The sequence below is a fragment of the Jiangella rhizosphaerae genome (genome assembly GCF_003579925.1).
GTDB classification, from domain to species: domain Bacteria; phylum Actinomycetota; class Actinomycetes; order Jiangellales; family Jiangellaceae; genus Jiangella; species Jiangella rhizosphaerae.
In genome coordinates, this window is the sequence record NZ_QUAL01000054.1 from 58,768 (window position 1) to 72,625 (window position 13,858).

The 13,858-nt window shown below is 73.1% G+C and carries 13 protein-coding genes; 11 read left to right on the forward strand and 2 right to left on the reverse strand.

The features are described from left to right. Positions 1–2: 2 nt before the first annotated feature. From DY240_RS06935 to DY240_RS06960, 6 genes are read left to right on the forward strand one after another with little or no spacing between them, the layout of a single operon-like run. Positions 3–1,286: an ABC transporter substrate-binding protein gene (locus tag DY240_RS06935; RefSeq protein WP_119659220.1), complete on the forward strand. Its 1,284-nt coding sequence runs from the start codon at positions 3–5 to the stop codon at positions 1,284–1,286. Further along, positions 1,283–3,388 (forward strand): hypothetical protein, encoded by a 2,106-nt coding sequence (locus DY240_RS06940; RefSeq protein WP_119659221.1) that lies wholly within the window; start codon positions 1,283–1,285, stop codon positions 3,386–3,388. Before DY240_RS06935 ends, DY240_RS06940 begins: the two co-directional genes overlap by 4 nt. A 45-nt stretch (positions 3,389–3,433) precedes the next feature. Next, positions 3,434–4,753, forward strand: coding sequence for an ABC transporter substrate-binding protein (locus DY240_RS06945; protein WP_199700985.1), 1,320 nt, complete (start codon positions 3,434–3,436; stop codon positions 4,751–4,753). 48 nt (positions 4,754–4,801) lie between these two features. After that, the gene (locus tag DY240_RS06950; RefSeq protein WP_199700986.1) at positions 4,802–6,169 is read left to right on the forward strand and encodes a Gfo/Idh/MocA family oxidoreductase; all 1,368 of its coding nucleotides are present in this window, start codon (positions 4,802–4,804) and stop codon (positions 6,167–6,169) included. Then, a complete protein-coding gene (locus DY240_RS06955; RefSeq protein WP_119659223.1) occupies positions 6,166–7,047 on the forward strand; it encodes an NAD-dependent epimerase/dehydratase family protein in 882 nt (293 codons plus the stop codon). Before DY240_RS06950 ends, DY240_RS06955 begins: the two co-directional genes overlap by 4 nt. After that, the gene (locus DY240_RS06960; protein ID WP_119659224.1) at positions 7,044–8,105 is read left to right on the forward strand and encodes a mandelate racemase/muconate lactonizing enzyme family protein; all 1,062 of its coding nucleotides are present in this window, start codon (positions 7,044–7,046) and stop codon (positions 8,103–8,105) included. The genes DY240_RS06955 and DY240_RS06960 overlap by 4 nt, the downstream gene beginning before the upstream one ends. A 6-nt stretch (positions 8,106–8,111) precedes the next feature. On the opposite strand, the gene DY240_RS06965 is transcribed toward DY240_RS06960, so the two are convergent. Then, the gene (locus DY240_RS06965) at positions 8,112–8,678 is read right to left on the reverse strand and encodes a prolipoprotein diacylglyceryl transferase (protein WP_147375219.1); all 567 of its coding nucleotides are present in this window, start codon (positions 8,676–8,678) and stop codon (positions 8,112–8,114) included. A 293-nt stretch (positions 8,679–8,971) separates the two neighbouring features. Between DY240_RS06965 and DY240_RS06970 the strand changes: the two genes are divergently transcribed. The 3 genes from DY240_RS06970 to ispF are packed head-to-tail and all read left to right on the forward strand — an operon-like array spanning position 8,972 to position 10,643. Next, positions 8,972–9,454: a CarD family transcriptional regulator gene (locus tag DY240_RS06970; protein ID WP_026877634.1), complete on the forward strand. Its 483-nt coding sequence runs from the start codon at positions 8,972–8,974 to the stop codon at positions 9,452–9,454. A 32-nt stretch (positions 9,455–9,486) separates the two neighbouring features. After that, positions 9,487–10,167 (forward strand): 2-C-methyl-D-erythritol 4-phosphate cytidylyltransferase, encoded by a 681-nt coding sequence (ispD, locus tag DY240_RS06975; protein ID WP_199700987.1) that lies wholly within the window; start codon positions 9,487–9,489, stop codon positions 10,165–10,167. After that, a complete protein-coding gene (gene ispF / locus DY240_RS06980) occupies positions 10,164–10,643 on the forward strand; it encodes a 2-C-methyl-D-erythritol 2,4-cyclodiphosphate synthase (protein ID WP_119659227.1) in 480 nt (159 codons plus the stop codon). Before ispD ends, ispF begins: the two co-directional genes overlap by 4 nt. Positions 10,644–10,767: 124 nt before the next feature. Here the strand turns inward: ispF and DY240_RS06985 are convergent, their stop codons facing one another. Then, on the reverse strand, positions 10,768–11,514 hold the full coding sequence (locus DY240_RS06985; RefSeq protein ID WP_119659228.1) for an SDR family NAD(P)-dependent oxidoreductase: 747 nt from the start codon (positions 11,512–11,514) through the stop codon (positions 10,768–10,770). A gap of 152 nt (positions 11,515–11,666) precedes the next feature. Here DY240_RS06985 and DY240_RS06990 point away from each other — a divergent pair, with 152 nt between their 5' ends. After that, positions 11,667–12,959 (forward strand): L-fuconate dehydratase, encoded by a 1,293-nt coding sequence (locus DY240_RS06990; RefSeq protein WP_119659229.1) that lies wholly within the window; start codon positions 11,667–11,669, stop codon positions 12,957–12,959. Next, complete coding sequence (locus DY240_RS06995) at positions 12,950–13,831, forward strand: aldo/keto reductase (RefSeq protein WP_199700989.1); 882 nt, start codon at positions 12,950–12,952, stop codon at positions 13,829–13,831. Before DY240_RS06990 ends, DY240_RS06995 begins: the two co-directional genes overlap by 10 nt. Positions 13,832–13,858: the final 27 nt, after the last annotated feature.

Sequence of the window (13,858 nt, forward strand, 5' to 3'; positions counted from 1 at the left end):
GCATGCGTACCCCCCGTGTCCTGGCCGTCGCCGTGCCGGTCGCCGCGCTGCTCGCCGCCTGCGGTGGCGGCGACACCACCGGTGGTGACGGCGACGTCGTCGAGCTGCGCTACGCCTTCTGGGGCAGCGACGACCGGGCCCAGATGACGCAGGAGATGATCGACGCGTTCGAGGCCGAGAACCCGGACATCCGCGTCGAGATCGACTACGCGGACTTCGGCGCCTACTTCGACAAGCTGGCCACCTCGGTGGCGGCGGGCGACGCGCCGGACATCATGACGATGGGCGGGGCGTACCACAGCGAGTATGCCGGGCGTGGCGCGCTGCTCGACCTGGGCGAGGTCGACGACATCATCCGCACCGACGACATCGGCGACGACATCCTGGCGCACGGCACCATCGACGGCTCGTTGTACGCGATCCCGACCGGCGTCAACGGCTACGCGATGGTGGCCAACCCCGCGGTGTTCGCGGCGGCCGGGCTGGAACTGCCCGACGACACCACGTGGACGTGGGACGACTTCGCCCAGCTGTGCACGCAGATCGGCACCGCCCTCGGCGAGGAGGGCTACGGCGCGCAGGACCTCACCAACCACAACACTCTCGCGCTGTGGGCCCGGCAGCACGGTGAGCAGCTCTACACCGAGGACGGCGAGCTCGGCCTCTCGGCCGGCACCCTCACCGAGTGGTGGGAGTTCTCGCTGGAACTGCGCGACTCCGGCTGCACGCCGCCGGCCACTCGGACCGAGGAGCTGGCCAGCCAAAGCGCACCGGAGCAGACGCTCATCGGCACCAACACCGGCGGCATGGCGCTGGTCTGGTCGAACGTGCTCGAGGCGCTCAGCACCGCGTCGGGCGAGGAGCTGCGGCTGCTCATCCCGCCGGGCGTCGAGGGCGGCGAGCCGGGCTCATGGCTCGGGCCGTCGATGTACTACACCATCTCGGCGCGGACCGAGCACCCCGAGGAGGCCGCCCGGTTGGTCGACTTCATGCTCAACGAGCCGGCCGCGGCGGAGTCGTTCCTGACCGACCGCGGCCTGCCGGTCAACACCGAGGTGCGTGACGCCATCGTGCCGCAGCTCACCCCGGTGCAGCAGGCCGAGGCCGAGTATCTCGACCGGCTCCAGGAGGTCGTCGGTGAGCCGGTGCCGCCGGCGCCCGTCGGGTCCACCGAGACCGCCGGCATCGTCACCCGGCTCAACAGCGAGGTGCTGTTCGACCGCATGACGCCGGGCGGCGCCGCCGAGCAGGCTCTCGCCGAGATCGGGACGGCGCTGGACCGATGAGTATCGACCGCCGCGCCCTGGTGTCCCGGCACCACGTCGAGCTGACCGAGCTGGACGGACGCTCCCCGTTGTCGGTCGGCAACGGCGAGTTCTGCTACACCGTCGACGTCACCGGGCTGCAGACCTTTCCGGACCTTTACCCGGTGGAGTCGCGTGACGGCGGCCCCGACGGCACGCTGCTGGGCACCCAGGCGCAGTGGGGCTGGCACACCGTGCCGGCCGGCGACGGCGGTTCCGGCTTCCGGCTCGAGGACACGCTGATCACGTACGACACCCCGCGCGGACCGGTGCCGTACGCGGACATGACCGGCAGCATCGGCGCCGGCGGCGACCGCACCGACTCACCGGCCGAGCTGTGGCTGCGGGCCAACCCACACCGCCTCGACCTCGGCCGCATCGGCCTGGAGCTGCTCGACGCCGACGGCCGGGCGCGGCCGGTCACGCCGGGGGACCTCTCCGGCGTGCGCCAGGTGCTCGACCTCTGGCACGGCGTCATCGACAGCACGTTCATCCTGTGCGGCGAGCCGGTCCGGGTCCGGACGGTGTGCCACCCCGACGCGGACGTGCTGGCCGTCCGCATCGTCTCCGACGCGGTCCGGGCCGGCCGGCTCGTGGTGCGGCTGGCGTTCCCGTACGGGTCGCAGAGCTGGCACGACGCCGCCGACTGGACGCGGCCGGAGGCGCACCGCACCACCCTGCAACGCACCGCCGGCGGCTGGCGGGTGGACCGTGAGCTGGACGCCGACGGGTACGCCGTCGCCGTCACCGCCACGGAGGGGCTGACGGTGACGCAGACCGGCGCGCACGTGCTCCGGGCCGCCGCCGTCGGCACCGCCACACTCGACCTCGTGGCCGGCTTCGCGCCGTCGGCCGCCGCGCTGCCGCCGTCCGCGTCGTTCGAGGAAGTGCACGCCGCCGCGGCGCGGCACTGGCCGGAGTTCTGGTCGAGCGGCGGCGCCGTCGAGCTGGCCGGCAGCGCCGACGAGCGGGCCGCGGAGATCGAGCGGCGCACCGTCCTGTCGCAGTACCTCACCGCGGTGAACTGCGCAGGATCCCTGCCGCCGCAGGAGACCGGACTGGTCTGCAACTCCTGGCGCGGACGGTTCCACCTCGAGATGCATTGGTGGCACGCGGCGCACTTCGCGTTGTGGGGCCGGCCGGAGCTGCTGGCCCGCAGCCTGCGCTGGTACCACTCGGCGCTGGACGCGGCCCGGGCGACGGCGAAGCTGCAGGGCTACGCCGGTGCGCGCTGGCCCAAGCAGGTCGGGCCCGACGCACGCGAGAGCCCGAGCCCGATCGGCGCGTTCCTCATCTGGCAGCAGCCGCACCCGATCCATCTGGCCGAGCTGCTGTACCGGGCCGCGCCCAGCCGCGAGGTGGTCGAGGAGTTCGCCGAGATCGTCTTCGCGACCGCCGAGTTCATGGCCGACTTCCCCGTGGCGACCGAGCGCGGCTTCCAGCTGGGCCCGCCGGTCATCCCGGCGCAGGAGTCGTACGGGTCCATCCGGGCGCGGGCGACCAACCCGACCTTCGAGCTCGCCTACTGGCACTGGGCGCTGGAGACCGCGCAGGCCTGGCGGGCGCGCGCGGGCCTGCCGCCGCACGAGCGGTGGAGCGCGGTGGCCGCCGGGCTGGCGCCGCCGCACGTGCGCGACGGCGTCTACACCGCCATCGACGTCGAGCCGTACACCGTCCGCACCGATCACCCGTCGATGCTGTGCGCCCTGGGCGTGCTGCCGGAGACGCCGCTGATCGACCCGGCGATCATGCGGGCCACCCTGCACGACGTGCTGGCCGACTGGGACTGGGACAGCACGTGGGGCTGGGACTACCCGGTCCTCGCGATGACGGCCGCGCGGGTCGGCGAGCCGGAGCTGGCCGTCGCAGCCCTCACCATGCCGGCGGGCAAGAACGAGTTCCTCCCGAACGGTCACAACCGGCAGACGTCGTCGCTGCCGCTGTACCTGCCGGGCAACGGGGGAGTGCTGGCGGCCGTCGCGCTGATGGCCGCGGGCTGGGACGGCGCCGGGAGGCAGGCGCCGGGATTCCCGGACGACGGGCGGTGGACGGTCCAGGTCGAAGGACTCGTCCCCGCTCCCTGACCGAACGACCAGGGAACGACCAGACCCCGAAGGAGTGGGATGGAGATGAGCGGCGGGCAGAGAAGGGCATGGGGCGCCATGGCCGGTGTCCTCGCGCTGGCACTGGTGGCCGGCGGCTGCGGAGGCGGCGACGACGGCGGCGACGGCGGCGACGCGGCCGGCTCGGACGAGCAGGTGACGCTGCGGTTCGCCTGGTGGGGCAGCGACGAGCGGCGCGAGCTGACCGAGGCGGCCATCGCGGCGTTCGAGGAGCAGCACCCGGACATCGACGTGCAGGGTGAGTACATCGAGTGGAGCGGCTACTGGGACCGGCTGGCCACCCAGGTCGCGGCGGGCGACGCACCCGACGTCATCACCCAGGAGGAACGATTCCTGCGCGAGTACGCCGGCCGCGGCGCGCTGCTGGACCTCTCCGAGTACGAGGACACCATCGACATGTCGCAGCTGGACCCGCTCGTGACCGGCAGCGGCGAGGTCGACGGCGGACTGTACGGCCTGCCGACCGGCGTCAACGCCTACGCCGTGTACGCCAACCCGCAGCTGTTCGCGCAGGCCGGCGTCGAACTGCCCGACGACACCACCTGGACGTGGGACGACTACATCCGCATCGCGAACGAGATCACCGCGGCGACGGGCGGCGAGGTCTTCGGCGCCATGGACTACGGCGGCAACGAGGCGGGCTTCAAGATCCTGGCCCGGCAGCACGGCCAGGAGATGTACGACGCGAACGGCGAGCTGGCGTTCGAGCCCGAGACGCTGGCGCAGTGGTGGGAGTACTCCCTGCAGCTGCGCGACGGCGGCGGCGCGCCGCAGGCCACCATGTCGGCCGAGCAGCAGGACACCGGTTCGCCGGAACAGACGCTGCTGGGCACCAACCGGGCGGCGATGGCCTGGTACTGGAGCAACACGCTGGCGGCCCTGTCCAACGCGTCCGGCAACGAGCTGGTGCTGCTGCGGCCGCCGGGTGAGCACGAACGCGAGCGCACCGGCAACTACTACAAGCCGGCCATGCACTACTCCGTCTCGGCGCGCACCGAGCACCCGGAGGAGGCGGCGATGCTGGTCGACTTCCTGCTCAACGACCCGGCGGCGATCGACGCCATCCGCTCCGACCGCGGTCTGCCGGCCAACCTCGAGCAGCGCGAACGCATCCTCCAGGACCTGGACGAGTACCAGGTGGCCGAGGCCGAGTACCTGGCGGAGATCCAGGAGGACGTCGTCGACGCTCCGCCCGCGCCACCGATCGGCGCCGGTCAGGTCGTCGACATCATCAAACGCCTCAACATCGAGGTCCTCTTCGACCGGCTCAGCCCCGACGAGGCGGCCGAGCAGTTCATCAGCGAGGTCGAGGCGGCCACCGGCTGACGGCGCCGCGTCCTCGTCGTCCTTGATTCACGAGCAGATGGAGTAGCAGTGAACGCAACGATCCCCGGCAGCGGCCCGCGGCGCTACGCCGTCGTCGGCACCGGCAGCAGGGCGCAGATGTACGTCGACGCCCTGCTGACCACCCATGCCGACGTCGGAGCGCCGGTCGCCTGGTGCGACGTCAACGCGACCCGGATGTCGTACTACGACGACCGCGTACGCGCCGCGTTCGGTCCCGACGCGGCACTGCCCAGCCGGTACGGTCCCGACGACTTCGGCGCCCTGCTCGCGCAGGAGCGGCCCGACGCCGTCATCGTCACCTCCCCGGACTGGACCCACGACCGCTACGTCGTCGCGGCGCTGGAGCACGGCAGCGACGTCGTGGTCGAGAAGCCGCTGACGACCAGCGTCGACAAGGCCAAGGCCATCGCGGCGGCGGCCCGCGAGTCCTCGGCCGGTCTGGTCATGACGTTCAACTACCGCTACTCCCCGCGCAACTCCACGGTGAAGCAGCTGATCCTCGACGGCGCCATCGGCGAGGTCACGTCGGTGCACTTCGAGTGGGTGCTCGACACGTCGCACGGAGCGGACTACTTCCGCCGCTGGCACCGCGAGAAGGACCGCTCCGGCGGGCTGCTGGTGCACAAGGCCACGCACCACTTCGACCTGGTGAACTGGTGGCTCGACGATGTGCCCGCGACGGTCTTCGCGCTCGGCGGGCTGCGGTTCTACGGCGCCGAGAACGCCAAGGCCCGCGGCCTGGGTCCCCGGCCGGTGCGCAGCCGCGACGACGCCGGCCGGGCGGCCGACCCGTTCGCCCTCGACCTCGCCGCCGACGACACTCTGCGCCGGCTGTACCTGGAGGCCGAGACCGACGACGGCTATATCCGCGACCAGGACGTGTTCGGCGAGGGCATCACCATCGAGGACAACCTCAACGTCCTGGTCGGGTACGAGCGCGGCGCGAGCCTCAGCTACACGCTGAACGCGCACTCGCCGTGGGAGGGCTACCGCGTCGCGTTCAACGGCACGGCCGGGCGGCTCGAGATCGAGGTGGTCGAGTCCGCGCACAAGGCCAGCGACGCCGATGACGACGCCGAGCAGGTGCGCCGGAAGGGCACCCGGATCGTGCTGCAGCGGCACTGGGAGCCGGCCGTCGAGGTGCCGGTGCCGGAGAGTCCGCACGGTGCCCATGGACATGGCGGCGGCGACCGTCTGCTCCTCGACGACGTGTTCCGCGGTCCCGGCGACGACCCGCTCGGCCGGCCCGCGGGCACCGTCGACGGCTTCCGCAGCATCGCCGTCGGGCTGGCCGGCAACGAGTCGCTGGAGACCGGACGGCCGGTGGCGGTGGCCGGTCTCGGCCTGCCGCTGCGCGCCGACGAGCTGCGCCCGCGCCCCGCGAGTGCGCCGTGAAGGTGCTGGTCACGGGCGGGTCCGGGCGGCTGGGCGAGAGCGTCGTCCAGGGGCTGCTGCAGGCCGGCCACGACGTCGTGAGCGTCGACCTGCGTTCGCCGCGGCGGCATCGGGAGCAGTGGTTCGCCGCGGATCTGACGGTGGTGGACGAGGCGTCGTGGGCGCTGGCGCGGGTGCGGCCGGACGCGGTGGTGCACCTGGCGGCGATCGCGGTGCCGTTCAGCCGGCCGGAGCGGGAGATCCTGCGCACGAACACGGCGCTGGCCTACAACGTGTGCCGCTCGGCGCTGGACGCCGGCGCGGGCACCGTGGTGGTGGCCTCCAGCCCGACGGTGGTCGGGTACGGCGCGCCGACCGGGTGGGCGCCGTCGTACCTGCCGATCGACGAGGCCCACCCGGTGCGGCCGTGGAACGCCTACGGGCTGTCCAAGCTGATGGCCGAGCACGTGATGCGGATGTTCACCGCGCAGGCCGGTGACCGGATGCGGCTGGCCGCGATCCGCCCGTGCTACGTGATCGCCGAGGAGGAGTGGGCCGGCGCGCCGACCCAGCAGGGGCACACGGTGCGCGAACGGCTCGACGATCCGGCGCTGGCGGCGGGGTCGTTGTTCAACTACGTCGACGCCCGCGACGCCGCGGACTTCGTGGAGGTGCTGCTGCGCCGGGCCGAGGAGGTGCCCAACGGCGAGACGTTCTTCGTCGGGGCCGCCGACGCGCTGGCCCGCGAGCCGCTGGCCGACCTGCTGCCGCGCTATCACCCCGGCACCGCCGGGGCGGCCGACGTGCTGACCGGCACCGAGGCGGCGTTCCGCAATGCCAACGCCGAACGCCTGCTGGGCTGGAAACCCGAACGCAGCTGGCGAACGGAGCTGCGATGAGCACCGTCGAGGGGTTGTCCGCCCGCGTGATCCGGGTGCCGCTGCGCCGGCCGTGGGGTGCGGACGTGCCGCGCGTCCACGTCGTCGAGGTGGTGCTGACGACGTCCGACGGCGCGCAGGGCCGTGGGTTCAGCTGGACGCCCACCATCGGCGCCGGTGCCGTCCACGCGCTGCTCACGCAGGACATCGCCGAGTGGATCACGGGGCGCCCGGCCGAGCCGGAGGTCGTCTGGGACGGGCTGTGGCGGCACCTGCACGAGGCCGGCGGCGGTGGCCTCACGACCATCGCGCTGGCCGGCGTCGACCTCGCGCTCTGGGATCTGCGCGGCCGGCGGGCCGGGCTCGGCCTCACCGACCTGCTCGGCCGGCGGCACGACTCCGCCGAGGTGTACGGCAGCGGCGTCAACCTGCACTACTCGCTGGACGAGCTCGTCGCGCAGGCGCAGCGGTGGGTCGCCGCCGGGCACGGGGCGGTCAAGATGAAGGTCGGCCGGCCGTCGCTGGACGAGGACGTCGAGCGCGTGGCGGCGGTGCGGCGGGTGCTCGGGCCGCGGCGCCGGCTGATGGTCGACGCGAACCAGCGCTGGGACCTCCCCGCCGCCCGGCGGGCGATCGCGGCGCTGGCGCCGTACGACCTGTACTGGGTCGAGGAACCGCTGCTGGCCGATGCGACGTGGGCGTACGCGCAGCTGCGCCGCGCGGTCGACGTGCCGATCGCGCTCGGCGAGAACGCGCACACGATCCACCGCTTCCGCGACCTGCTCGACGCCGGCGCCTGCGACGTCGTGCAACCCAACGTCGTGCGGGTCGGCGGCATCACGCCGTTCCTCCGCATCGTCGCGCTGGCCCGCAGCTACGGGGTGAGCGTCGCGCCGCACCTGCTGCCGGAGCTGTCCGGCCAGCTGGCGCTGACGCTGCCGGAGCCCACGCTGGTCGAGGACGTCGAGGACGCCTCGTTCGCCGCGCTGGGCTGCCTCGCCGAGCCCAGCGGCGTCGTCATCGAGGACGGTCGCCTCACGGCGGCGACGGCGCCCGGACTGGGCCTCAGCTTCGCCTGAGGCCGGTCACTCCGCCGGCGTCTCCGTGCCGGTCGGCTCCTCGGCGGCCTCACCGGTCGGTTCACCGGTGGGCTCGTCGGCCGGGGTCTCGGCGGGCTCGACCGGCTCGGCCGGCAGCGCCTCGGCGTAGGCGCCCTCCGCGGGCCGCACGAGCGCCTGGACGGTGGTGCGCGGCGCGTTGTCGAAGCGGAACTCGACGGCGACCGTGTGCCCGGGGTCGGCCTCGACGTCGAAGCCGTCGACGCGGTCGGCGTCGGGCCCGAGGTCGGCGACGCCGCTGACGGGCAGCTGGACCGGACCGTCGGCGAGCTCGGCGGTGACGTCGCCGATGACGACCTCGACCAGCTCGTCGTCGTTGCCGCCGCGGTTGGTGAGCGTGGCGATGACGGTGGCCGTGCCCTCGCCGTCGGACACCACCTGCACGTTGCGCAGGCCGATGTCGCCGGCTTCGGCGTTGACGCCGTTGTCGGCCGGGTACCACCGCTGGGTCTGCTCGTGGATGCTGCAGCCGGCCACACCCAGCAGCAGGACGGGGGCGGCGGCCAGAACCAGACGCCGGACAGCAACCTTCACCACGTGCTCCTCGAAAGCGCGCTCACAGTGGACAGACCGCGGACCAGCGTACCGGCGCCGTCACCGCGCTCGGTCACCGGCACCCGCTTCTACCTGGTGGGACGGCAAGATCGACGACCTTGGAAAGGGGTGAAACGGACACTCCGGATCGGCCGCCGAAGGCGTATGACGAGCGACCGCAGCACGCCGAATGGCGATTTGTCAACCCCCACCACTGGCGCTGACCAGCACAAACGCTCATCCGAGTCGTGAAATTCGTGCTATCATCGGTGGGGGAAAGGGGACAGGAACACATGACTTTCAAGGTCGGCGAAACGGTTGTCTACCCCCATCACGGGGCCGCGCTCATCGAGGCGATCGAGTCCCGGGTCATCAAAGGAGAGGAACGTCAGTACCTCGTCCTGAAGGTCACGCAGGGTGATCTGACCGTTCGCGTCCCGGCTGACAACGTCGACCTCGTCGGCGTGCGCGACGTCGTCAACCAGGAAGGGCTCGATCGCGTCTTCGAGGTGCTGCGCATGCCGCACACCGAAGAGCCCACCAACTGGTCGCGCCGGTACAAGGCGAATCTCGAGAAGCTGGCATCCGGCGATGTCATCAAGGTCGCCGAGGTCGTCCGCGATCTCTGGCGGCGCGAGCGCGACCGCGGGCTGTCCGCGGGAGAGAAGCGCATGCTGGCCAAGGCCCGTCAGGTGCTCGTCTCCGAGCTGGCCCTGGCCGAGAACACGAACGAGGACAAGGCCGAGACTCTGCTCGACGAGGTCCTCGCGGGCTGACACACGCGCGTCGAACGGGGCATGATCCCGTCGTGAGCGTCGCGTGCATCGTGGTCGCCGCCGGTCGTGGTGAGCGGCTGGGCGAAGGGTGCCCGAAGGCGTTCGTCGAGATCGGCGGGCGTCCCCTGGTCTGGCATGCGCTGCGGGCTGCCTCCGGTGCCGCCCGGGTCACCCACGTCGTCGTGGTGGCGCCGGACGGCCTCGAGGGCGACCCCGCGCTGGCCGGCGCGGTCGCCGTCGTCCGCGGCGGCGCCACCCGGCAGCACTCGGTCGCGAACGGGCTGGCCGCGCTGCCCGGCGACACCGAGGTCGTGCTGGTGCACGACGCCGCCCGCTGCCTGGCACCGCCGGAGCTGTTCGACGCCGTCGCGGCCGGCGTCCTGTCCGGGCACGACGCCGTCATCCCGGGACTGCCCGTCGTCGACACCCTCAAGGTGGTCGACGCCGCCGGCCGGGTGACGGCGACCCCCGACCGCGCCGAGCTGCGCGCCGTCCAGACCCCGCAGGGCTTCCGCCGCGACGTCCTCGAGCGGGCGCACGCGGCCGCCGTCGAGCGGGGCGACACCGACGCGCCCGACGACGCCGCGCTCGTGGAGCGCATCGGCCTGCCCGTCCACGTCGTCGCCGGCCACCCCGACGCGTTCAAGGTGACCCGGCCGCAGGACCTGCTGCTCGCCGAGAGCGTGCTGGCGCGGCGGGCGGCGTCGGTATGACGCCCGCCGTGCCCCGCGTCGGCCTCGGCGTCGACGTCCACCGCCTGGAACCGGACCGCCCGTGCTGGGTCGCCGGGCTGCTCTGGCCCGACGAGCCGGCCGGCCCGGCCGGCCACTCCGACGGCGACGTCGCCGCCCACGCCGTCTGCGATGCGCTGCTCTCCGCCGCCGGCCTGGGCGACCTCGGCGCCGTCTTCGGCACCGACCGCCCCGAATGGGCCGGCGCCTCGGGCGTCGCGCTGCTCGCCGAGGCCGCGCGGCTGGTCCGTGCGGCGTCGTTCACCATCGGCAACGCCTCGGTCCAGGTCATCGGCATCCGCCCCAAGGTCGGGTCGAGGCGGGCCGAGGCCCAGGCGGTGCTGTCCGAGGCCGTCGGCGCCCCGGTCAGCGTCAGCGGCACCACCACCGACGGTCTCGGCCTCACCGGCCGCGGCGAGGGGCTGGCCGCCGTCGCCACCGCTCTCGTGCTGGGCTAGTGGACCTTCGGTCTGGGGTCGCGGCGTACTTGTTGGGTGTGTGTCACGCGTTGGGTGTGCGTCGCGCGCGACGGTCGATTCCGGGCCGGAAACGCGACGTACACCCAACACGTGCGCCGGGCATTCACTTGCGCAGCCGCAGGGCCTGCATGCCGCCGTCCACGGCGATCGTGGTGCCGGTGACGCTGCCCGCGGCGGGGCCGGCGAGGTAGGCGATCGCGGCGGCGATGTCCTCGGGCGGGACGAGGCGGCCGGTGGGCTGCCGGGCCTCGAGGGCGGCCCGTTCGGCGACGGGGTCAGGGGCGGCGTCGAGGAGGCGGGTGACCCAGGGGGTGTCGGCGGTCCCCGGGTTGACGGCGTTGACGCGGATGCCCTCGGGGAGGTGGTCGGCGGCCATGGCCTGGGTGAGGGACAGGACGGCGCCCTTGGTGGCGGAGTAGAGGGCGCGCTGGGGGAGTCCGGCGGTGGCGGCGATGGAGCAGACGTTGACCACGGCGGCGTGCGGCGACTGCCGCAGGTAGGGGAGTGCGGCGCGGGTGACGCGGACCATGCCGACGACGTTGACGTCGAAGACGCGGTGCCATTCGTCGTCGGGATTGTCCTCGACGGTGCCGGCGGCGCCGATGCCCGCGTTGTTGACGACGATGTCGAGGCCGCCGAAGCGCTCCGCGACGGCGGTGACCGCGGCGGCCACCCCGTCGGAGTCGGTGACGTCGCACTGGACCGCGTAGAGGTCGGATGGGGCGCCGTCGATCAAACGGTCCAGTACGCCGACCGACGCGCCGGCCGCGGCCAGCCGCCGTGCCGTGGCCAGTCCGATGCCCGAGGCTCCGCCGGTGACCACTGCGGTCAGACCGTCCAGTTCACCCATGGTCCGCTCCCTGTCTCGTCGATGCTCCTCGCTCGCGCGAGCCATCCTAGGGCATTGTGGTCAGACCACACGAGACGGGCCCACCGTCATGGCAGACTGGTGCGGGCAGACATCCGATGTCTGCGCCTCGTCCACGGACCGGAAGGGCCGCCATGAGTCAGATCACCGCCCTCGACACGTTCGACCTGCGCTTCCCGACGTCGCGGATGCTGGACGGGTCGGATGCGATGAACCCCGACCCCGACTACTCGGCGGCGTACGTGATCGTCCGCACCGACGACGACGGCCCCGACGGCCACGGGTTCGTGTTCACCATCGGCCGCGGCAACGACGTGCAGGTCGCGGCGATCGACGCGCTCCGGCCGCTGCTGGTCGGCGCCGACGCCGACGCACTGCTGGCCGACATGGGCAGCGCGTGGCGGCGGCTGGTGCACGACTCCCAGCTGCGCTGGCTCGGCCCGGAGAAGGGCGTCATGCACATGGCCATCGGCGCCGTGCTGAACGCGCTGTGGGACCTCGCCGCCAAGCGCGCCGGCGTCCCGCTGTGGCGGCTGCTGTCCGGCCTGTCACCGGAACAGATCGTCGACCTCGTCGACTTCCGCTACCTCACCGACGCGCTGGAGCCGGCCGAGGCGCTGCAACTGCTGCGGGCCGCCGAGCCGGGCCGTGAGGAGCGCACTGCCGACCTCGTCGCCCACGGCTACCCCGCCTACACGACGACGCCCGGGTGGCTCGGGTACGACGACGCCAAACTGGCCCGGCTGACCCGCGAGGCCGTTGAGGCCGGATTCACGCAGATCAAGCTGAAGGTCGGCGGCGACCTCGCCGACGACGTCCGCCGGCTGGGCATCGCCCGGGAGATCGCCGGCCCGGACATCCGCATCGCCATCGACGCCAACCAGCGCTGGGACGTCGACGAGGCGGTGCGCTGGGTGAAGGAGCTGGCGCCGTTCGACCCGTGGTGGGTCGAGGAGCCGACCAGCCCCGACGACGTCCTCGGCCACGCCGCCATCGCCCAGCGGATCGCGCCGGTCCGCGTCGCCACCGGCGAGCACGTGGCCAACCGGGTGGTGTTCAAGCAGCTGCTGCAGGCGGGGGCGACGCAGATCGTGCAGATCGACGCCACCCGTGTCGCCGGCGTCAACGAGAACCTGGCGATCCTGCTGCTCGCGGCCAAGTTCGGCGTTCCGGTCTGCCCGCACGCCGGCGGAGTGGGCCTGTGCGAGGTCGTGCAGCATCTGGCGATGGTCGACTACGTCGCGGTCAGCGGCAGCACCGAGAACCGCGTCCTCGAGTACGTCGACCACCTGCACGAGCACTTCGCCGACCCCGTCCGCATCGAGAACGGCCGCTACCTCGCGCCGGAACGGCCGGGTGCCGGCACCGAGATCATCGCCCCCTCGCTGGTCGCCCACCGGTTCCCGGACGGTGAGGTGTGGAGCTGACGTGGAGCCGGCTCGGCTTCGGCGCCGCGCCGATCGCCGGGCTCTACACCGCCGTCGACCCGGACACCGCCGCCGCCACTGTCGACGCCGCCTGGGACGCCGGGGTCCGCTACTTCGACACCGCACCGCACTACGGGCTCGGGGTGTCCGAACGCCGGCTCGGTGCCGCCCTGGCCGGACGCGACCGCGACGCGTACGTCGTCTCCACCAAGGCGGGCCGGCTGCTGGTCCCCGGCCACGGCGACGGCAGCGACGACGAGGCGAGCTTCGCCGTCCCGGCCACGCACCGCAGGGTCTGGGACCTCAGCCGCGACGGCATCCGCCGCAGCCTGGACGACAGCCTGACCCGGCTCGGCCTGGACCGCGTCGACATCCTCTACCTGCACGACCCGGAGGAGCGGCTGGACGAGGCGTTGGCCACGGCGCTGCCCGCGCTGGCCGAGCTGCGCGACGACGGCGCCGTCCGGGCGATCGGAGCCGGGTCGAAGGACGCCGCGGCGCTGGCCCGGCTGGTCCGCAGCGGCGGCCTCGACGTCGTCATGGTGGCCGGCCGCTACACGCTGCTCGAACAGCCCGCGCTGGACGACCTCTTCCCCGCCTGCGCCGCCGCTGGTACGGACGTCGTGGCCGCCGGGGTGTTCAACTCGGGGCTCCTGGCGGCGCCGCAGCCCGATCCGGGCAGCACCTACGAGTACGGCGCGGTGCCGCCGGAGGTGCTGGACCGTGCGCGCGCCCTCGCCGCCGTCTGCGCCGAGCACGACGCCGTCCTGCCGCAGGCCGCGCTGCAGTTCCGCTGCGGCACCCGCTGGTGCGGTCCGCGGTCGTCGGCATGCGCAGCCCGGACGAGGTCGCCCGGAACGCCGCCTGGTTGAACACGCCCGTCGCGTCCGAGCTCTGGA

What these genes read in the sequence shown, in the direction of transcription:
- DY240_RS06935 (WP_119659220.1), top strand. Translation starts at nt 3, where the DNA reads ATGCGTACCCCCCGTGTCCTGGCCGTCGCCGTGCCGGTCGCCGCGCTG.
- DY240_RS06940 (WP_119659221.1), top strand. Translation starts at nt 1,283, where the DNA reads ATGAGTATCGACCGCCGCGCCCTGGTGTCCCGGCACCACGTCGAGCTG.
- DY240_RS06945 (WP_199700985.1), top strand. Translation starts at nt 3,434, where the DNA reads ATGAGCGGCGGGCAGAGAAGGGCATGGGGCGCCATGGCCGGTGTCCTC.
- DY240_RS06960 (WP_119659224.1), top strand. Translation starts at nt 7,044, where the DNA reads ATGAGCACCGTCGAGGGGTTGTCCGCCCGCGTGATCCGGGTGCCGCTG.
- DY240_RS06970 (WP_026877634.1), top strand. Translation starts at nt 8,972, where the DNA reads ATGACTTTCAAGGTCGGCGAAACGGTTGTCTACCCCCATCACGGGGCC.
- ispF (WP_119659227.1), top strand. Translation starts at nt 10,164, where the DNA reads ATGACGCCCGCCGTGCCCCGCGTCGGCCTCGGCGTCGACGTCCACCGC.
- DY240_RS06985 (WP_119659228.1), bottom strand. Translation starts at nt 11,514, where the DNA reads ATGGGTGAACTGGACGGTCTGACCGCAGTGGTCACCGGCGGAGCCTCG.
- DY240_RS06990 (WP_119659229.1), top strand. Translation starts at nt 11,667, where the DNA reads ATGAGTCAGATCACCGCCCTCGACACGTTCGACCTGCGCTTCCCGACG.